Raw genomic sequence first — 21,283 nt, 5'->3', positions numbered from 1 at the left:
AGCATGGATGAAAATACATTTCCGAAAATGCTGGTTGAACTGATAGACATTTCAAGAAATGCAGGAAAAATCATTTTGAATTATTATAATGATTCCAGAAAATGCATTGAAATAAAAGAAGACAACTCCCCTTTAACCAAAGCAGATCTGGAGTCTGACAAATACATAGCTACCAGACTTAAGGAATTGTACGACATTCCAATAGTTTCTGAAGAAAACTATCCTGATCACAATGTCAGAAAAGACTACACTGATCTTTTCTTTGTTGATCCTCTGGATGGAACTAAAGAATTTATTGAAGGAAACGGGGAATTTACAGTTAACATTGCATATGTAAAAAATAACAAGCCTGTTATGGGAGTGATCTATACTCCTGTTACCAAAACTACTTTTTTTGCGGCAGAAGATTTTGGTTCGTATATGGAAGATCCTGAGGGTATCAAGGAACTGCCACTTTGTGAAACAAAATCTGATATCCTTACCGCAACCGGGAGTAGAAAACATGCGACATCCCTAGACTCCGAATTTATGCAAATGAATAACGTTGACCAAGTGGTTCCTGCCGGTTCTTCACTTAAATTTTGCAAAGTGGCTATGGGACACGCTCACCTATATCCAAGGTTCCAGGGTTCCATGGAATGGGATATTGCTGCAGGACATATTATTGCAAAAGAAGCAGGTTGCAAATTGTTGGATCTTAAGACAATGAAAGAACCAGAATATAATAAAGAGTCACTACTAAATAATTATTTCATTACTTTTGGTCCTGGAATAGATATCTCTTCTATAGATATACCAGAGATGTCATGAGGGGTTTTATGTCAAAGAAAGGATTTACAGTATGGTTCACAGGTTGGTCAGGTGCAGGAAAAACGACACTTGCAATGGCTCTCGAGGAAGAACTAAAAAAGAGGAACTTTGGTTATGTTCAAAGACTTGATGGTGATATTGTCAGAGAAGTACTTTGCAGTGACCTGGGTTTTTCAAAAGAAGATAGAAATGAAAATATCAAAAGAGCAACATTTGTAGCAGAACTATTATCAAAAAATGGTGTTGCAACACTTGTTTCATTCATCTCTCCATATAGGGCTTTAAGAGATCATGCAAGATGTAAGTGTCACAATTTCATTGAAGTTTACGTTAAATGTGATCGAGATACATTGATTGAAAGGGATGTAAAGGGCCTTTATAAAAAAGCACTTGATAATGAGATCTCTGACTTTACGGGTATCAGTGCTCCATATGAAGAACCTATGAACCCTGAGGTAGTTCTTGATACTTCAAAAGAAGATATCAATGAATCAATAGGGGAAGTCATTGAATATCTTGATAAAAATGGGCTTATTTGAGGACTAAATATGGCCAGTGAAGAAGAGTCTTATCGACTTTCAAATCTAAAAACACTTGAAGCAGAAAGCATAGGCATTATCAGGGAAGTCGCTGCAGAGTTCGAAAATCCAGTTATGCTATATTCGGTAGGTAAGGACTCTTCGGTGATGGCACATCTGGCGATCAAGGCCTTTTATCCTAAAAAAGTACCTTTCCCTTTATTGCATGTTGATACCGGATATAAATTTCCCGAAATGTATGAATTCAGGGATTACTATACAAAGGAGAATAACCTCTACCTGAAAGTTCACAGGAACGAAGAAGCTCTCCGAAAAGGAATAAATCCCCTCTTTGTAGGTACGGTCAAATGCTGTGCTGAACTTAAGACAAAAGCTCTTCTTGATGCATTAAATGAAGGTGGCTATGATGCTGCATTTGGTGGTGCCCGGAGGGATGAAGAGAAATCAAGGGCAAAGGAAAGGATCTTTTCCTTCAGGGATAAGCATGGTCAATGGAATCCAAAGGACCAGAAACCTGAACTTTGGAACCTCTTTAATTCGAAAATCGATCCAGGAGAATCCATAAGGGTATTTCCGCTCTCAAACTGGACCGAACTTGATATCTGGACATACATATACCATGAAAACATTGAGACCGTGCCCCTTTATTTTGCAAATAAAAGAAAGGTTATTGAAAAGAATGGTCGATTAATTCCGGTTTATACGGATGAACACGAGGAAGAGGCCAAAGAGGTCATGTGCCGCTTCAGAACCCTTGGTTGCCATTACTGTACTGGTGCGGTGAGGTCAGAGGCAGATACTATGCCAAAGATCATTGAGGAGATGATGGTTGCCCGCCATTCCGAGCGTATTACGAGGGTGATCGATCATGATCAGGACAGTTCAATGGAACAAAAGAAGAGGGAGGGATATTTTTGAAAGGATCTGAGTCTTTGATCGAACAAAATCAGAATATTGACCTGTTAAGGTTTGCTACCGCAGGTAGTGTAGATGATGGGAAATCAACACTTATCGGCAGGTTACTATATGATTCAAAATCAATATTTGAAGACCAGCTGAATTCCATTAAGAACTATTCAAAAGCTCATCGAGATCAGGATATTGATTATTCTCTGGTTACCGATGGTCTCAAGTCTGAAAGGGAGCAGGGAATTACAATTGATGTTGCATACCGATTCTATTCAACTCCGAAAAGGCGTTTTATTATTGCTGATACTCCGGGTCATGAACAATATACGAGAAATATGGCCACAGGAGCATCGAATGCATCCCTTGCATTGATCCTCATTGATGCTAGGAATGGTGTTATGACACAAACAAGAAGGCATACTTTCATATCATCATTACTTGGTATCCGGCATTTTGTGGTTGCGGTCAATAAAATGGATCTTGTTGACTATTCAGAAGAGGTTTTTGATAGTATTGTAAATGAATACAACACATTTACTGATAAATTGTCTGCAGAATCAATTTATTTTATTCCCCTAAGTGCTCTTAAAGGCGATAATGTAATCGAAAGAAGCGACAATATGCCTTGGTATCAGGGATCGACACTACTTGATTATCTGGAGAACGTCAATGTATCCGGTGGTCGCAATCTTATTGATTTCAGGTTCCCTGTACAGTATGTTAACTGGAGTGGCAATGATTTCAGAGGCTATTGTGGAACAATCTCTTCAGGTGTGATCCGTAAAGGAGAAAAAGTGAGGGTTCTTCCTTCAGGAAAGACAAGCGAAATTTCAAGGATCGTAACGTACGAAGGAGATCTTGATTATGCCTTTGCTCCAATGGCAGTAACACTTTGTCTTAAGGATGATATTGACATCAGCCGCAGTGATGTCATTGCAAGGGCACATAATCTGCCTGCAATTGTTGGAAGTATGGAAGCAAATTTGGTCTGGATGGATGCTGAACCCATGGAGATCGGCAAAGATTATCTGATCAAGCATACGACCAACACAATTAAAGGACAATTTACAGAAGTAGTTTATATGTTCGATCCGGAAGACATCCACAGGAAACCTGCGGATTTCCTGAAGTTAAATGATATTGGGAAAGTTAGTATTGAATTGAAGACCCCAATATTTGCCGATATTTATTCCGAGAACAAATCCACAGGTTCATTTATTATAATTGACCCTCACACCAACCAGACTGCTGCTGCCGGAATGATCTCAAAATACAAGCAGGTGTCTCCTGACAAAGCATGTGAATCTGTAAAAGCCAGGGTTATCAGGTATCCAGGAGATAAGAAGGCAGAGGCACAGGCTAATTATGACCGCCTTTCCATGCAAGGTACACATTGTATCTATGTGGATGATGATGTGTTATTTGAAGGCCTTTGCAAAGGAGTTCCAGTTGATAGTGAGAAATATTCCAACACAATTGAGAATCTGTGCAATATTGTAACAAGATCAGGCGTATCGGTTGTTTTATGCTCGGAATGTTTTAATGACCGATCTTGAAGTTGGATTTCTCTTAATTTAATATTGGATGTGGGTATAAATGGCAAATGATAAGCCAAACTACTGGGTCATACTGCTGAGCTTAATAGTTCTGGCAGCCATTTACCTTCTTCCTGCGCCTGATGGACTGTCCATTGAGGGCAAGAACGCCTTGGGGATATTTATTGCAGCTATTATCCTATGGGCAACGAGTGCTCTTCCTCTTTCCGTAACCGGTCTCTTTGTGATAGCTCTGTTACCCTTGCTCAACGTGATGTCCAGCAAGGAAGCCTTTTCCCTCTTTGGTAACAAGGCAGTATTTTTTATCCTGGGTGCCTTCATCCTGGCAGCAGCCATGATGAAAACCGGCATCAGTAAAAGAATTGCTCTTTTGATGCTCAGCAGATTCGATGGAACGCCAAGAAGGCTTTTGTGCTGCATCATGTTATCCTCTGCCATGCTTTCATTCATAATGCCCGAACATGCAGTTGCTGCAATGATGTTTCCTGTGGTGTCCGCAATTGCAGACAGTCTCGATCTTGAGCCCCTGAACAGTAAGTATGGAACTCTCCTTTTCCTTTCAATGGCATGGGGAGCGATCATCGGTGGTGTGGGAACCTTGCTCGGGGGTGCCAGGAATCCCCTTGCAATTGGACTTCTGGAAGAGAACGTGGGCCTTACTATCACTTTTTTCGAATGGTGTGTTGCGATCATACCAATTGTGTTTGTGATGCTTGCAGTCGGATTTGTTGTACTCAACCTATTTTTCAGGATAGATGTGGATGATGTCAGTTCTGCAAAAAAAGTCCTTGAAAGGCATCTGGAAAGGATGGGCAAGATGGATATCCATGAAAAGAAGACAGGAATGGTTCTGTTTCTTACAGTCCTTGCCTGGATATTCCTTGGAAATATACTTGGGCTTGCCGTCATCGCAATTATTTCAGCAGTATCGTTGTTCATTCTTAACGTGATCGATTGGGACGATGTGGAATCCAACGTTAACTGGGGAATCATCCTCATGTACGGGGGTGCAATTGCCATGGGATCTGCACTGGCTAAGACAGGAGCAGCAGAATGGATTGCAAACCTTGTTCTCGAGAATGGACACCTTACTCCACTGATCATGTTACTTGCCATATCATTCGTTTCAATATTCCTCACCGAATGCATAAGCAATTCAGCTGCTGTGGCCATCCTTCTTCCGATAGGTTTCAGCCTTGGTGATGTGATAGGTATCAACCCCATAGCAATGGTCTATATGATCGCAGTCCCCGCAGGTCTTGCATTCATCTTGCCAATGGGAACGCCACCAAACGCCATAGCATATTCCTCGGGATACTATGAAATAAAGGATATACTGCTTCCGGGGTTAATTTTAAATCTAACATCATGGATAGTCTTCATCCTGATGGCGCTTACATACTGGCCTTTAGTAGGAATAAGTTTGACATAATCATAAAAAGCAGCGATGAATATCATGGACAAAATAAATGCCGTGCTTGTGGCCTTTTCAGCAACCTCAATACGCAAGAAGCTTGCAAAAGCAGCTCTTGATCTGGCAGAGGAAAATGATGCAAAACTGATCATTCTGAGCGTGCGTGATAGAAATGTGGCTCAAATGGTTGCAAAGGTTACAAAGGACCATGGTTTTCTTGGGAAAGATTTCGTTGAGAAGCTGGCAGAGGACATCAAAAAGGATAGGGATGAGTTAATTACAAGTCGATTGGGCATGATCGAGAATGAAGCTGAAAAACGTGGTATTGAGTTTGAGACTGTGAAGATGAAAGGGCATTTTGTTGAGAGTGTTGCTGACATTGCAGAGATACATAAGGTTGATTTAGTGGTTACCGAAAATGTCGATAATATAGCAATGAAGTTGAAGAGAAAAGGCATTTCCAATATACGTATTATATAATCTTGAATTTTTTATTTTATTAATTCTTGCAAATGAATATTTTACAACTCAATATTGCTCTGACATAGAATGATTGCTAAAGAAACTTTAGATTTCTTCACGAACGAATGAGAATTCAAAACGAAAAGAATCATATATCATTCTTTCTTTTAAGTGTCTATATTTTAAGTAAACTGTCTGGTTTAAATATGCAGGAATATAAACTTTTTGCCCAGAGAATTGGGTTGGTTAGCTTAACTAATTTCATCAGCCATTTCAAAGGAATTATACTTCTGCCAATCCTTACAAAAAACCTTCCCATAGAGGATTATGGGGTCTGGGCACAGGTCATGGTGACAATTGGAATCGTTCCAAGCCTTATGATTCTGGGTCTTCCTGCGGCTATGGCCAGATTCCTGCCTTCTGTAAAGAACCGAGAGGAATTTCAGGATATTTTCTATTCATTCCTCTCTGTTGTGACCGTAACTGGCATGTTCGCAGCTTTTGGAGTATACTTGCTATCAGAGTCTATTGCAGACATGCTCTTTGGCGGCAACAAAGTTATTGTAGAGATTCTTTCGCTTATCATCTTCTTTGAGACTCTAGACAGAATTTTCTTCGATTACTTCAGAGCTACCCAGCAAATAAAGAAACACTCCACGCTACAGTCCTTGAAGGAATTACTTCTCATGGCTCTTGTTGTAATTTTTGTACTTCTGGGAAGGGGGCTTATGGGGGCATTAGAGGCTTTGCTGGTCAAGTCCATCATTGTATTTTTGATTTCTACCGTCATTATTGTATCGCAGCTTGGGTTGAGGATACCAAAGTTTAGAAACCTTAAAAGTTATCTGAAATATGGGATACCCACCGTCCCAGGGAACATGTCCAAATGGATCTTGGACTCCAGTGACCGCTATGTAATTGGGGGCTTTTTAGGAACATCTGCTGTTGGATACTATTCACCAGGCTATGCTCTAGGTAATATCTTGCAGGCGTTCATAGCTCCTTTGAACTTCATGCTACCAATGATACTATCGAAACATTACGATGAGGGAAACCTCGACGAAGTAAAAAAGTATCTTAGCTATTCCTTGAAGTACTTCCTAGCTGTTGCTATACCTGGAGTCTTCGGACTCTCATTACTCTCAAAGGAATTGCTTGAGATCTTATCTACGCCCGAGATAGCAGAGCACAGTTATCTTATAACACCCTTTGTAGCATTGAGTGCACTATTGTTCGGTGTATTTGTCGTATTCCAGAAAGTGGCAATGCTTGTGAAAAAAACCCATATCATGGGTACGATATGGCTTGTAGCAGCGGTTATTAATCTAGGGCTTAACTTATTGCTGATACCTTACATAGGGATTATAGCTGCGGCAGTTACAACATTGCTGTCCTTTATGGTTAGCCTTGCCCTAATGGCGTATTATTCTCTAAGGTTTTTGAGATTTGATATGAATCTCGGGTTTATATTAAAAAGCGTATTTTCCTCGTTTCTGATGTCTGTCTTAATCATATTTTGGAACCCTGTAGGTTTATTTAGTATTATCATAATGATTGGTATATGCGTAGTTTTGTATTTTTTAATACTTATGCTACTTAAAGGGTTTAACAAGTATGAACTTGAATTTTTCAGAAACATCTTTGAAATTTGACTAGTAAACCTTTTAAGATGCTATAATAGAAATATGTGAAAAGTTCAACAAATATATATTTATGTCGAAAGTTGGGTTGTGCAACAAATTCAACGTCTTTTTCAATCTTATGAAAGTGAAGTCCCGATTTGAGAGTAAAAAGTAAGCTAACGTTCTTACGTCTTTCTATGATTGTTATTAGATACTAAGTCTATCGAAAAATTAATTAAATGCAAAAAATGTGTAACCAATTAGCTTACATACTGGTTCTGTAGAAATCCTCTTCTCTATACCTATTTGATCATCTCTATGTTTAATAATAAGAAACCCCTTGTGTAAGTTTGTACCACAAACACAAGTGGATGCTTGTGTTTTGTCTGACAACTACTTAATGCTCATCGACGTAGCATTCAAGTAACAATGATTTCTCTCGTATCTGCTTTTACCAACGTTTTTGGAATTCAAATATCAATGTTATATGTAACCCAATTTGCTCAAATTAGTGTTGATCAATAGATTCATTTCATCGATATCTTCTTTTGATAAATTGTTTTTCCATTTCCCAATTGAAGATATGTTAATAGGATTAGTTAAATTACCATGATGGGATAACTTAGTATCCCCAAGCCTATTGATTTCTTGATGATACGTGAACATTTTTTCTTCAAACTCAATCCCGATAAATTCACAAATTTTAATAATTTCTTTTTTTGGATTGGATACGAGGTCTTCATATATAATTTCAATGTATTTATCTGACCCCTTCATTCTTCCAAAAGATGTGGCCACATTAATACTGTCATTCCACCTTTCACAGGCATCTTTTATATTATTGTATCTTCCCATTTTTAAATAAGAACTCACAACATCTCTGCCATCTCTTATAATATGTATATATTTTGCATCATTATATAGAAGATCAATCCAACCCAAGCTTAAAGTGTTGCCTGGGGTTTTGTCACCCCAGATTTCAAAACCTGGAAACTTTTGTTCAGAATAATAACAATATACCTCATCAATAATTTTTGCAAGCGATCTATTATTTTCTTCGAGATTTAATACTCTCTCATAAACGTCATGTATATTAATTTCCCACATAGTAAATTGGTCATGTGATTCGAATTCTCCTAAAATTAATTTAACTAATTCTTCCCATGGTAAAAAATTATATATTTGAAATTTTCTAACGGTATTTGGGAGTACATAAGATTCTGGTGGTATAGAGACTTTAGAATGATTGGTTAATATCGCTCTTAATAAAGTATTACCTGACCTTCCTGATCCGATTATGAAAAATGGGTTGCAACTTAGATCATTTATTTCATCATTAACTTTATATTTTGGGAAAAAAATACCTTTTAAACATTTTGCCCTATTGTATATTTTGCTTAAGAATATAGGGCAATTGCTCTTGTTATATTGCATTAATACCACCTAGATAAAATATAAACTTATAAGGGATAATCATAGTAATCCAAATCAAGTTTATATTTACTTTTTAATTCATTATTACACAATTTGTAGTATTTCTTGATGTATTTAATATTACCATTTCCTAATACACTTTCATTGTCTACAGCTTTATCAAAATATAGCGCTTTATCTAATTTTTTTAAAATGGTTCGTGATATATCATATAAATATGGTACATTAATTAAATAATACTTATTTAGAACGTCATGTTTAGTAAAACTGTTTAGTAATTTTGATAAATGAAAAGTACATCTTTTGTACTTTATATTCCTTTTACTAAAGTCCATATCTTTAAAACTATACTCTAAATTAAACTCACTTGCAAAATTTTTGATAAACTGGTCGTTATCTTTTAAAAAATCTTCGTACAAATACACATGCACATTTTCTTTACCAAAAAGGGTTTCATAGTGTGTAATGATTTGTATATAGTTCAAATGTTCAAATGAAAACAAAGGGAACCTATTATTATGAGTATATGTATGATATAAATATTCGTTAATATTATAGTTTCCACCTTTTTTTAGATATTGAAGATATATTGAAGTAATCATATCGATTTGATTTCTTATGAAAATAATTATTTTCCCGTTTGGGAAAACTGCTTTAATTCGATAGCTCATTTCTTTTGTTAAACATCCATGGAGGCCACCAGAATGAATATTTCCTGACAACTCTTCTTCACACAAAACAATTCTTTTACTATTAATAAAATTTGTTGAAAGATTTTTTTTAACTTCATTTTCATCAAAATGAAAAGATCTCTCTTTAATGAACAAATTTTGTACAAAATTTCTATCTATATATTGTATGTTTGTTATCTTAGGGTAAAAATTATTTTGAAACCATGTAGTGCCTGTTTTATGGTATCCGATATGAATTATTGGAGACTCCATTAATTAACCCCCTATGTATAAAATTTAACTAGTTTTAATTACTTCGTAATAAAATACTGATTACTACTCAATTACATTTATGTGTATCTTTCTTTTTCCATAAAAATATTTATTTTTATAGAGCCAAAATCCTATTGCATTATAGTGCAGACTCATATACGTCCAGAAGTTGTTTATTCAGTTTGCGCATATCATATCTGTTTTTCACGAATTTTCGACCTTCTGCTCCCATTTCTGGCCAAATTTCTGGATTCCTTATAAGATATTCCAGTTTTTCCATTAATGCATTAATATCTTTTTCTGGTACAATAAAACCCGATTTATTATTAATCCCTTCTGGAATTCCACCAATATTTGTAGATACTAAAGGAAGCCCCATTGCTTGAGCTTCTTGAAGCACTAATCCTTGAGCTTCTTGAGCACCATCTTTACTTATTACACTTGGCAATAAAAATATATCGGAATCTATATATAAATTTAATACTTTACTATGGTTAGCAGCTCCATAAAAGATTACATTTTTATTAATTCCTAATCTTGATACTAAATTTTCCAATTCTCTCTTTAAAGGACCGTCTCCTACTATTAAGTATAAAATGTTGGGATGTATCTTAATTAGTTTAGCGATTGCATTTATAGCATATTTATGCCCCTTTTCTTCAACTAGCCGCGCAACAGTTAAAATTTGCAGAGGTTTATTTTTATAATCTATTTTCTTTGGAGTAAAAAATTCAACTTTAAGGCCTACTGGTAATACTACAATTTTTGATTCTTTGCAACCTAATCCAATAAGCCTTTTCTTTGTGAAAGTTGTATTGCATGTAAAGTAATTTCCTTTTTCAAATAGTTCTTGGTAAACATTTTCTCCTTTTCTTTTTGGATATACGTTTACATCGAAGCCGTGGAAAGTTGTAATATATTTCCCTTCAATACCAACGTCTTCAAGATACGTCCCAAAAATTCCGTTTGGTCCAAAGTGACAATGGATTATATCAAAATCATAATCATTTCCAATAATTTCTGAAACGGTAAAGAGCAATCTTATGGATGATCTTCCGTACTTAAACACATTAAGTGCTTTGCATATTTTATTCCAATCCTTGAAAAAGTTAAAAAATAAAGATTTAATTTCTTTAGGTGTAATTGTATTATATTTAGGGGAATAGTGAACGTGGTCCATAAGATTGTATCTTATCACATCTTCATTAACAACTTCTTCATTCGGGTTTGATACTGCAAATATTTCCACTTTGTGTCCCATGTCCAAAAGACCTGTAATTTGGTTCAATATAAATGTTTCAGACAATTTTGGAAAGGGACCAACAACAAAAGCTATATTCATAAATTTGTCCTCATTTTTATATAGTCTATATAATAACTTAGTATGTTGATATTGTTAATGCATATTTCATATAATCTCTTATTGTATTACGATAAAGAACTATCAACTATTATTAAATAGTTGCTTCGAGGTAAATTTTATACACATTTGATATAATTATTTTATCTTCTGATTAGTTGGCAAACCAATATATGATTGTGGTGCTTTCATCAAGAGTTAGATACAAATGTGATGAATAAATAAGAATAAATCGTTTCTGTCGACACTTCATTTGAACAATATGTTTAATTTTGGTGAATTTTTTATGGTATGGATTTATATTAAGATAATTTCTACAGAGCCGAAACATTGCTAATACTCTAAGTTTTGGATAGAGTCATCAAAACAAGATATTTATAATATGGATTAGATATTGTAATAGAATTCAAAATAACAATTGAGACATATATCAAAAAGATTTATAGATTAACTTTCATAACAGAATTTTATTATCTAATATATAAGCAAATATTTAAAACATACCTATGTCGGATTCAAGCATATGAGCATCAAAGTTCTTCATATCGTTGCTGGTGATCTTTCAGGAGGGGCTGCACGAGGTGCATATTGGCTTCATAAAGGTCTATTGAGGTATGGCATTGAATCAAGAATGGTTGTTCAAAATTATAATGGGACTGATTCCACAGTTGAAGCCGTTACCCAAACAGATATTGGGAAGGGATTAAAATTACTTAGAAGTCAAATTGACATCATCCCGACAAAGATATATCGCAACCGTGAAAAATTTATATTCAGTACAGGGATTACTGGTTTTGATATAAGGAAATCTGATTTTTATCAATGGGCTGATATTATCCATTTACACTGGATTAATGGTGGTATGGTCAATATAAATCTATTAAATAAAATTGATAAACCAATAGTTTGGACAATGCGAGATATGTGGCCAATGACTGGGGGGTGTCATTATGCAATGGAATGTAAAGGATATGAAAATGAATGCGGTCTTTGTCCTCAATTGAAGAGCAATTATAAACATGATCTCTCAAGATATGTTCTGAAACGCAAAAAACGCTGTTATCCAGATAATTTGAACCTTGTAGCCATAAGCACTTGGTTAGCAGAGTGTGCTAAAAATAGTTATTTGTTCAATGGCTTTAATATAGACGTAGTTCCTAACGCAGTTGATACTAATGATTTTTTCCCAATTAGCCCGGAGATCGCTAGGGATGTGCTGGGTTTGCCAAAGGATAAAAAAATAGTGCTTGCCGGTGCAACTAACATACATGATATGTACAAGGGCTTCGGGAAGTTCCGGGATGCAATTCAGCACCTAAACAAGGACTATTTATTCCTTTTTTTTGGTAGAACTAATAATGAAGATTTAGACCTTCTTGGAATTAATTATAAGGCACTAGGGTTTTTAAGAGATAGTATTTCCTTAAGGCTTGCTTATTCTGCAGCAGACGTTTTTGTTGCTCCATCGGTTCAGGAAGCATTTGGTAAAACGCTAATTGAAGCTATGGCATGCGGTACTCCGGTGGTTGCTTTTGATGCCACTGGTCCCAAAGATATTGTTGACCACAAGATAACGGGTTATTTGGCACAACCTTTTGACACTTATGATTTAGCCAGAGGTATTAGTTGGGTACTTGAAGATGATGATAATCTGCATTCTTTATCTATACATGCAAGAATAAAATTTGAAAATAGATTCGGGATTGAAGCGATAGCAATGAAGTATTCTGACATTTATAGTAACATTTTGATTTGAGGTTATAATAAACAGTTATGGATCTCTATAATAGTTGAATTGAAGAGTACAAATATTAACTTACCCACTCGATGTTAATGAGAACGCTATATATTTAATTAATCTTATTAATTAAATACTTAAACAAGATGATACTTTTATCACTCAATTAAAATCTAAAAATGAATTTATACATAAATTAATTCAACATCCAGCAAGACATTGTGAGTTGTTAACCATGAATGGGAAAAAGACGAAAATATTCCACTTAATGCCTCAATTACATTTACCCGGTCATCATTCCTCTTTTTCAAACAATGTTGTAAAAGAACTCAAGATCGGGGGTGTGATTAATGAAGGGTTACATAATGGTTATACTGGTCACGATTGGATCGGTGAATATAACTTAAAGAACAAAAAGATTTCTGATTATATCGTTTTCCCTTTTTTTGTAAATGAAATGGGAAAACTAAACAATATATTAAATAATATAGGTCCCGCGGGGAATGTTTCAAAAAAAGTGTTGAGAATTTTGAAACATGTTACATTAAGAATAAAAGAAAGTATTGAAATTCTTCTTGTTTTTGTTACATTAAAACTAAATAAAGACCAACAAAAGCATGATTTAATATTTATTCATGATTTTCCACGTAATTTTGGACTTTTCATATCATCCCTTTTGAGAATAATTCCTAAGAACACATTAGTAGACATCCATGTCTATACAAATGGTACTACAAAACTACCAAAAAATACCAATTTTTTGTATAAGATCTATTATCATATAATGCTAAACAAAATAAATATTCTATTTCATAGCAAAGCTTTGTATGACTATTATGAAAATAAAATAAAACTAAGTCGTGATAACTTATTCTATGTTCCATATGGTTTGGCAACTGATTGTGAAACGATTGATAAAAAGGTAGCCTTAAAAAGCTTAAACATAGATACGAATAAGAAAATCATTCTGTTTATTGGAACCATGCGAAAGGACAAAGGTATTGATTTAACAATTGAATCTTTGAAAAAAATGGATGACAAAAAATATTTCTTTCTACTTGCAGGCTCAATGTCCCATCTTCTAGATTACAATGTTGACTCATTGATAAGTTCTATTGGCTGGAATGATTCTTACAAACGAATATCACTGGAAGATAATTCATCATACGAAGATTTCCAGAATTATTTTTCTGCAGCAGATGTATTAGTACTACCTTATAACAAAACTTTTATAGGGGCGAGTGGCGTTCTGGCAAATGCTGCGGAGTTTGGTCTGCCTGTCATCGGACCAGAACATGGGCAGATTGGTGAATTTATTAATAAATTCAATTTAGGGCTTACTTTTGAAGCTGAAAATATCAACAGTTTTGTAGATTCAATTGAGAGATTTTTTGAACTGGACAAAAAAGAGATCGAATCTTTCAAAATCGGCCTGTCTAATATGAAACAAGAACAAAGTTGGTCAAATGTTGCAGGTGAATTGATCGAAATTTCCAAAACAATCAATTGAGGCATATAATGGACAAAAATATTATAGCTCTCCTTCCAATGAAAAAACATTCAGAAAGGGTCCCTAACAAGAATCTGAGAGATTTCTCCGGTAAGCCGCTTTATCATCGGGTTATGGAATCTCTTTCACAATCTAAGTACATAAAAGAAGTTTGCATCAACACTGACAGCAAACAGATTTCAGAGAATGCAATATCCAATTTTGACAATGTAAGAATAATTGAACGTCCTGAAGAACTTATGGGGGATATCGTAGCTATGAACGATATCATTGACTATGATATCTCAAAACTTGAAGGAGAACATTTTCTTCAGACCCACAGTACTAATCCACTGTTGACAGCAGATACTATTGATCGTGCCATAGAGGAATATTTTGAAAATTTGAGTGAATTCGATTCTTTGTTTTCTGTAAATCGTTTGCAAACACGTCTTTATTGGCAAAACGGCGAACCAGTAAATCACAACCCTCAGGAACTTCTCAGGACACAGGATCTGCCTCCTTTGTTTGAGGAAAATTCTAACATCTATATCTTTTCCAGAGAATCGTTCAAAAATGCTGGAAATCGCCGAATTGGTTTGAAACCGCAGATGTTTGAAATGAACAATCTTGAATCCATTGACATAGATGAACCGGAAGATTTTATACTGGCTGAAACACTTTACAAACAATTAAGGGATAAATTATGAGTGAAGTGGCGTATGGTAAAAGAGATCTCTCAGCTATTAAAAGAAAATTCAGGACCTACTTGCTTTATGCCGGTACTAGAATAGTAGCTGACCAATTTATTGACAGGTCTGTAAATTCCATTTTAGTCTATCCGGCAATTGGTGATAAAAATACATTAGCTGACTATCTCAATCGGCTGGCATGGGGATTCCCTTCGAAGGAGAATCTTTCGATATTTGTGACGGTATCTGAAAATTTGAAAGATATCGATCCTCAATTGCTATCTGCTACGCCTAACCAACGGTCTTATCTGAATAGCCTAACCAACGTTGTCTTAATTGACGAAAATGAAGCAAGAAAAAAGTTTGATTCCGGTTTAATACTTGTTACAAGAACTGAAGCTTTTCATGATCCTGCTATATTTTTGAGATTGCACAAAACAATGATAATTGATCCATATTATTTCTCTTTTGAAGAAGCTAACATATGGAAAGATGGCTATTACAAGACATTTGATAAAAAAGAAATTGAACAATTCAGATCAATCTCAAAACAAAATCTTTCTTCCCTTCTCAAGCAAAATAAGCACAAGGATAAAGCTTGTTGTTTTGCAACAGGTCCTTCTTTTGACCGATACAGGGAATTTGATTATGGAAACAATTGTTTCAAAGTGATCTGTAATAGTACTGTAAAAAATGATACTTTTTTGGAATATGTTAATGGACCGGATATTCTTGTTTTTGCGGATCCTGTTTTCCATTTTAGTCCATGTGAATATTCATCTCAATTCAGGGATCATGTTCTGGATGTAGTCCGAAAGTATGGATGCTATGTGATGGTTCCTGACATGGCAATGCCTTTATTAATTGCACATTATCCAGAACTTAAAAGTAAATTAATAGGGATGCCTTCTGGCAGATCGTTGAACATACCTTCGATTGATAAATTTCATGTAAAAAAATCCTCTAACATTTTGACTTTCTTAATGTTGCCTATTGCTTCTGCAGTAGCCAAAAAAGTGTTCATTATTGGTGCAGATGGGAGGGAACCAAATGAAAAATATTTCTGGAAACACAGTTCTTCTGTCCAATATGATGAACTTATGAAAACAGCTTTTGAAACCCATCCTTCGTTTTTCAGAGACAGAGATTACAAGGATTACTATGAAACCCATTGTAAGTATCTTGAGAAACTGATCTCATATGGAGAATCTATGGGAATTCAATACTATTCTTTAACATCTTCATATGTACCAGCATTAAAAAAGAGACAAATAGAAAATTGTGAGGAGTGACAATGACACTGAAGGAAAAATTAAAAAATAGAGAATTAACAATTGGTTCCTGGATCACATTGGGGCACCCCTCAATAGCTGAAATTATGGCTAGAGCAGGATATGATTGGCTTACTGTGGATATGGAACACAGTGCGATCACATTGCACCAGGCACAGCAGTTGATTCAGGTAATTGAACTGGCAGGGTGTGTGCCTCTTGTCAGAGTAGGCAAAAATGATCCAAATCTCATAAAAAGAGTAATGGATGCTGGTGCCCATGGTGTGATCGTTCCGATGGTAAACTGTCGTGAGGATGCGGAACAGGCCGTGTCTTCCGTAAAGTATCCGCCAAAAGGAATACGCGGCGTTGGCCTGGCCCGTGCACAGGGGTATGGAGAATCATTTGAAGAATATAAAGAATGGAACGATGAAGAGAGTATTGTAATCGTACAGGTGGAACATATAGAAGCCGTTGAAAACTTGGAGGAAATATTAACGGTAGATGGTGTTGATGGTTTTATTATAGGCCCTTATGATCTTTCAGGCTCACTTGGCGTTCCCGGGCAGTTTGATCATCCTGATGTTGTGAAGGCACTAGAAAAAGTAAAAGAGGTATCAAATCGTCTCGATTCACTTTCTGGTTTTCATGTGATTCCACCAACATTTGATGAGTTTAAAGAAAAAGTCGATGAAGGGTATCGTTTTATTGCACATAGTTTGGACATCTTGTTTTTGGGAGAAGGTTGCAGAAATTCGATTGAGCAAATAAAAAAGTTGTGATATTATGGATAAAGCCACATCTATAAAGAAAGTGTTCATATCAACTCATCCATTTGGTGAGATTTCTACTGAGCCTCTTGATCTTCTGGAAGCAGAAGGAATAAGCTACAAGCTCAATCCATATGGCCGCAAAATTACGACACAAGAATTGGCTACACAGATAATAGATTGTGATGCCCTCATAGCTGGTACTGAGATAATCGATGCATCTGTATTTGAAAATGCACCGGATCTCAAATTGATCTCACGTGTAGGGATTGGCCTGGATGGGGTTGATTTTGATCTTGCAAAAATGCGTAATGTGAAAGTAGCCTTTACTCCCGATGCACCAACAGTGGCTGTGGCAGAACTCTGTATGGGATTGATTCTTGATTGTCTTCGAAGGATAACTGCTACAGATCGCCACTTAAGAGAAGGTAAATGGCATCGCCACATGGGTGGATTGCTATATGGTAAGACTGTAGGTATTATTGGCTTGGGGCGTATTGGGAAAACACTGGTACACTTATTGCAACCATTCAATGTCAACATACTGGCTAATGATATAGACCCGGACATGGCCTTTGGTCACATGATGGGGATTGAATGGGTGGATAAAGATAGCCTACTGGAGAATTCTGATGTAGTTTCTTTAAACATACCACTCACCGAAAGCACATTCCACTTAATTGATGATAATGCACTCAAAAAGATGAGGTCTACTGCAGTGTTGATTAATACTGCAAGGGGGCCAGTGGTAGACGAGTTGGCTTTGTTATCTGCATTGGAAGAGGGGATGATTGCCGGAGCAGCCATTGATGTGTTCGAGAATGAACCTTACGATGGTCCTTTAAGTCAATGTGAATCAGTGGTACTCACATGTCATATGGGTGCTAGCACAAGAGAATCCAGGCAAAGAATGGAATTGGAAGCTACAGAAGAAATTATTCGATATAACTGTAACGAAAAATTGAAAAATGAGGTATTGTTTTGAGTAAAAAAGTAGTTGTTTTTGGTGGGTCGGGGTTTTTAGGAAGCCATATTGCAGATGCTCTTACTCAAAGTGGCTATCAGGTAAGAATATTTGACATTAAAACGTCTCCATACCTCAAAGCCGGACAAGAGATGTTCATTGGCGATATACTTAATAAAGAATCAGTTGAAAATGCGGTAGATGGCTGTGATGTCGTATATAATTTAGCAGGAATTGCTGATATCGATGAATGCGTAAGAAGGCCCATTGATACGATTAGATATAATATTTTAGGCAATGCAATGGTACTTGAAGCGGCAAAAAATGCTGGAGTAGAACGATTCATTTTTTCCAGTTCAGTTTATGTATATAGTCAGACAGGATCCTTTTATCGAAGTAGCAAACAATCTGCAGAATCATTTATCGAAGATTATAACAAGTTGTTCGATTTACCCTACACAATTCTACGTTATGGTTCCTTGTATGGCAATCGCGCAGACGATCGGAATAGCATTTATCGCTTGATTAAAGAAGCCCTTACAACCAAAAAGATTGAATATCATGGAACAGGCGAAGAGATAAGGGAATATATCCACGTAGAAGATGCAGCAAGATCCAGTGTAGAGGTCCTTGATCCGGAATATGAAAATCAACATGTTATATTGACTGGAAACCAGACATTGAAGTACAAAGATTTGCTAAATATGGTCAACGAAATGTCAGGCGGAGATGTTGAAATCATTTATGAAAATTCAAAGTCTGAGACTCATTATCAGGTGACTCCCTATTCATTTAATCCAAGAATAGGTAGAAAACTTACAAGTAATTATTACGTAGACATGGGTCAAGGATTGCTGAGCATTATGTCTGAAATATTTGCTTCGATTCACAAAGAAGTGCATGAAGAAATGGGGTATTTAATTGAGGACGGAATGAAAAATGAATGAGGATGTCGATAATTTAGTATGGTTGTCTTATCCTCTAGATACTTCCACTCCTTCATATGGAAATGGGGAGGGTTTTAATAACAATTGTATAAAAAACGTAACAAGAGGTGACAGTTGCAATACATCCCGTTGGCAATTGACAAATCATATCGGAACACATATCGATTCCCCAAATCATTTCTTTTCTAATGGCAAATCAATTGATGATTTTCCACCGGATTTTTGGTTTTTTTCAAAAATTTCGGTAATAAAAGAACCAACAATAAATGAAAAGATGGGTGTAGAAGTAGATGATAAATTTGAAAATTTATCAAAAGAAACAGATCTACTTCTTATTTATACAGGATTTAGCAAAAACAGAAACGAAACGAAGTACTGGCGTGAAAATCCCGGCTTATCCTCTGAATTAGCGATCTTTTTGAGAAGGAATTATCCAGATCTTCGTGCAGTGGGAATAGATTCAATATCCATATCCTCCTGGCAAAATAGAGAGGAGGGTCGCAAAGCGCATCAATCATTTTTAAATCCGGAAGATTACGGAAATCCCATCTTGCTGATTGAAGATATGGACTTAAGTATATTAGAAGATAATGTGCAAATATTATCTTGCTGTGCACTACCAATTAGAGTAAAATGTGCAGATGGTGCTCCTTGCACAGTAGTTGCAGGTGTAAAAAGATGTTAAAGGCAATACTGTTTGATTTTGATGGTGTACTTGTGGAGTCTGTTGATATCAAAACTAAAGCATTTGCTAAGCTCTTCGAAAGTGAAGGGAAAGAAATTGTAGATCAAGTTGTAGAATACCATTTAGCAAATGGTGGTGTTTCAAGATATAAGAAATTCGAGTACATATATGAAAAACTTCTTGGGAAACATCTAAACGCTGAAATTAGTAAAGATCTGGGGGAGAGATTTTCACATCTTGTGATTCAGAATGTTATAGATGCTCCTTGGGTTTCTGGTGCCAAAAATTTCCTTGAGGAGTATTATCAAGAAATAGATTTGTATATTGTGTCAGGCACTCCAGAGGATGAATTAAAGAGTATAGTTAATAGGAAAAGCATCAAAAAATACTTCAAAGGAACGTATGGGTCACCTGAGACAAAAGGAAATTTGATAAAACGTATATTGTCAGGTGGAGATTATACAAAAGATCAGGTAGTCTTTGTCGGTGATGCAATTACAGATTTAAATGGTGCACTTGATTCGGATGTTCCTTTTATTGGTAGACTTTCTGATGAGAACAACAATCCATTCAAAGAATATGATATACCGATTATATCAGATTTATGGGAATTACCAGAATTGTTGAAATAGTTGGATATGCTATTCAATCCAATAAAAAGTGATTTAATATGAAACTCAAATCCAAAATCTATGTCGCAGGTCACCGCGGGATGGTGGGCTCGGCCATAAAAAGAAAGCTTGAATCCAAAGGTTACACAAACCTCATAACCCGCACCCACAGCGAGCTCGACCTCACAAACCAACAGGATGTCAACAATTTCTTCGAGACTGAAAGACCTGAATATGTCTTCCTGGCAGCAGCTAAAGTAGGTGGTATCCTCGCAAACAGCACGTATCCTGCAGAGTTTATCTACCAGAACCTCATGATCGAGGCAAACGTTATCCATGCTGCATACACCTATGGTGTCAAAAAACTTCTTTTCCTTGGTTCGTCCTGCATCTATCCCAAGTTTGCACCCCAGCCTATGAAGGAAGAATACCTGCTTACCGGGGAACTTGAAGTTACAAACGAGGCATATGCAATAGCAAAGATAGCCGGGATAAGACTCTGCAAGCACTATAATCAGCAATATGGAACAAACTTCATGTCTGTCATGCCCACAAACCTTTACGGGCAGAATGATAATTTTGACCTTGAATCATCCCATGTAATGCCTGCACTTATCCGCAAGTTCCATGAGGCAAAGATGGAGGATAAGCCGGAGATAATAATCTGGGGGACAGGCTCACCAAGGCGTGAGTTTCTGCACGTTGATGATATGGCAGATGCCTGCGTTCATCTTATGGAGAACTACGATGAGTCCAATGTAGGTGAGTTCGTTAATATCGGGGTTGGAAAAGATATCACCATTCAGGAGCTTGCTGAGCTCATAGGGGATATTGTGGGATATGAGGGTGAGATCGTTTATGACGCCTCAAAACCGGATGGGACTCCGCAGAAGTTGCTGGATGTCAGCAGGCTGAACGGACTCGGATGGGAAGCCAGGATATTGCTCAGGGACGGAATTACGGAAACATATGAGTGGTACAAAAGTGGGAAATGACCCGGCATAATAGTACATAATAAATGATGCTACATTCAATACTATATTCAATGATGATCTAACATTCATAA

The 21,283-nt window shown here is 36.2% G+C and carries 20 protein-coding genes; 17 read left to right on the top strand and 3 right to left on the bottom strand.

From position 1 onward, the window contains the following. The first annotated feature begins 3 nt into the window (after positions 1–3). From cysQ to J7W08_RS09480, 7 genes are all read left to right on the top strand, one after another. Positions 4–810: a 3'(2'),5'-bisphosphate nucleotidase CysQ gene (gene cysQ, locus J7W08_RS09510; RefSeq protein ID WP_233084241.1), complete on the top strand. Its 807-nt coding sequence runs from the start codon at positions 4–6 to the stop codon at positions 808–810. 8 nt (positions 811–818) lie between these two features. Further along, the gene (gene cysC, locus J7W08_RS09505; protein WP_233084240.1) at positions 819–1,349 is read left to right on the top strand and encodes an adenylyl-sulfate kinase; all 531 of its coding nucleotides are present in this window, start codon (positions 819–821) and stop codon (positions 1,347–1,349) included. Positions 1,350–1,358: 9 nt separating this feature from the next. Further along, a complete protein-coding gene (gene cysD, locus J7W08_RS09500) occupies positions 1,359–2,267 on the top strand; it encodes a sulfate adenylyltransferase subunit CysD (RefSeq protein ID WP_233084239.1) in 909 nt (302 codons plus the stop codon). After that, the gene (gene cysN, locus J7W08_RS09495; protein WP_233084238.1) at positions 2,264–3,814 is read left to right on the top strand and encodes a sulfate adenylyltransferase subunit CysN; all 1,551 of its coding nucleotides are present in this window, start codon (positions 2,264–2,266) and stop codon (positions 3,812–3,814) included. Before cysD ends, cysN begins: the two co-directional genes overlap by 4 nt. A gap of 40 nt (positions 3,815–3,854) precedes the next feature. Continuing rightward, on the top strand, positions 3,855–5,246 hold the full coding sequence (locus tag J7W08_RS09490; RefSeq protein ID WP_233084237.1) for an SLC13 family permease: 1,392 nt from the start codon (positions 3,855–3,857) through the stop codon (positions 5,244–5,246). Between the two features lie 24 nt (positions 5,247–5,270). Further along, a complete protein-coding gene (locus J7W08_RS09485; RefSeq protein ID WP_233084236.1) occupies positions 5,271–5,708 on the top strand; it encodes a universal stress protein in 438 nt (145 codons plus the stop codon). 188 nt (positions 5,709–5,896) lie between these two features. Then, positions 5,897–7,342, top strand: coding sequence for an oligosaccharide flippase family protein (locus J7W08_RS09480; protein WP_233084235.1), 1,446 nt, complete (start codon positions 5,897–5,899; stop codon positions 7,340–7,342). Positions 7,343–7,795: 453 nt separating this feature from the next. Here J7W08_RS09480 and J7W08_RS09475 read toward each other — a convergent pair whose 3' ends face one another. From J7W08_RS09475 to J7W08_RS09465, 3 genes are all read right to left on the bottom strand, one after another. Next, the gene (locus tag J7W08_RS09475) at positions 7,796–8,746 is read right to left on the bottom strand and encodes a sulfotransferase family protein (RefSeq protein WP_233084234.1); all 951 of its coding nucleotides are present in this window, start codon (positions 8,744–8,746) and stop codon (positions 7,796–7,798) included. Between the two features lie 26 nt (positions 8,747–8,772). Beyond that, a complete protein-coding gene (locus J7W08_RS09470; protein ID WP_233084233.1) occupies positions 8,773–9,690 on the bottom strand; it encodes a sulfotransferase domain-containing protein in 918 nt (305 codons plus the stop codon). A gap of 139 nt (positions 9,691–9,829) precedes the next feature. Beyond that, positions 9,830–11,032: a glycosyltransferase gene (locus tag J7W08_RS09465; protein ID WP_233084232.1), complete on the bottom strand. Its 1,203-nt coding sequence runs from the start codon at positions 11,030–11,032 to the stop codon at positions 9,830–9,832. Between the two features lie 541 nt (positions 11,033–11,573). Between J7W08_RS09465 and J7W08_RS09460 the strand changes: the two genes are divergently transcribed. From J7W08_RS09460 to fcl, 10 genes are all read left to right on the top strand, one after another. After that, complete coding sequence (locus J7W08_RS09460; protein ID WP_233084231.1) at positions 11,574–12,806, top strand: glycosyltransferase family 4 protein; 1,233 nt, start codon at positions 11,574–11,576, stop codon at positions 12,804–12,806. A gap of 217 nt (positions 12,807–13,023) precedes the next feature. Next, positions 13,024–14,298, top strand: coding sequence for a glycosyltransferase family 4 protein (locus tag J7W08_RS09455; RefSeq protein ID WP_233084230.1), 1,275 nt, complete (start codon positions 13,024–13,026; stop codon positions 14,296–14,298). A gap of 8 nt (positions 14,299–14,306) precedes the next feature. Then, positions 14,307–14,987 carry an acylneuraminate cytidylyltransferase family protein gene (locus tag J7W08_RS09450; protein ID WP_233084229.1) on the top strand — a complete coding sequence of 227 codons (681 nt, stop codon included), beginning with the start codon at positions 14,307–14,309 and terminating at the stop codon, positions 14,985–14,987. After that, positions 14,984–16,261, top strand: a complete 1,278-nt coding sequence (locus tag J7W08_RS09445) for a hypothetical protein (protein WP_233084228.1) — start codon at positions 14,984–14,986, stop codon at positions 16,259–16,261. Before J7W08_RS09450 ends, J7W08_RS09445 begins: the two co-directional genes overlap by 4 nt. Before the next feature lie 2 nt (positions 16,262–16,263). Further along, positions 16,264–17,022 carry an HpcH/HpaI aldolase family protein gene (locus J7W08_RS09440; RefSeq protein WP_233084227.1) on the top strand — a complete coding sequence of 253 codons (759 nt, stop codon included), beginning with the start codon at positions 16,264–16,266 and terminating at the stop codon, positions 17,020–17,022. A 4-nt stretch (positions 17,023–17,026) separates the two neighbouring features. Continuing rightward, the gene (locus J7W08_RS09435) at positions 17,027–17,995 is read left to right on the top strand and encodes a phosphoglycerate dehydrogenase (RefSeq protein WP_233084226.1); all 969 of its coding nucleotides are present in this window, start codon (positions 17,027–17,029) and stop codon (positions 17,993–17,995) included. Next, entirely contained in the window at positions 17,992–18,921 is a 930-nt protein-coding gene (locus J7W08_RS09430; protein ID WP_233084225.1) for an NAD-dependent epimerase/dehydratase family protein, read from the top strand. The genes J7W08_RS09435 and J7W08_RS09430 overlap by 4 nt, the downstream gene beginning before the upstream one ends. After that, positions 18,914–19,606, top strand: coding sequence for a cyclase family protein (locus tag J7W08_RS09425; RefSeq protein ID WP_233084224.1), 693 nt, complete (start codon positions 18,914–18,916; stop codon positions 19,604–19,606). Before J7W08_RS09430 ends, J7W08_RS09425 begins: the two co-directional genes overlap by 8 nt. Then, entirely contained in the window at positions 19,600–20,238 is a 639-nt protein-coding gene (locus J7W08_RS09420) for an HAD family hydrolase (protein ID WP_233084223.1), read from the top strand. Before J7W08_RS09425 ends, J7W08_RS09420 begins: the two co-directional genes overlap by 7 nt. A gap of 38 nt (positions 20,239–20,276) precedes the next feature. After that, positions 20,277–21,212, top strand: a complete 936-nt coding sequence (fcl, locus tag J7W08_RS09415) for a GDP-L-fucose synthase (protein ID WP_233084222.1) — start codon at positions 20,277–20,279, stop codon at positions 21,210–21,212. Positions 21,213–21,283: the final 71 nt, after the last annotated feature.

The sequence above is a fragment of the Methanococcoides orientis genome (assembly GCF_021184045.1).
Taxonomy (GTDB): domain Archaea; phylum Halobacteriota; class Methanosarcinia; order Methanosarcinales; family Methanosarcinaceae; genus Methanococcoides; species Methanococcoides orientis.
The sequence above is the reverse complement of the archived record's forward strand: the minus strand, read 5'-3'. Positions and strand labels throughout refer to the sequence as shown.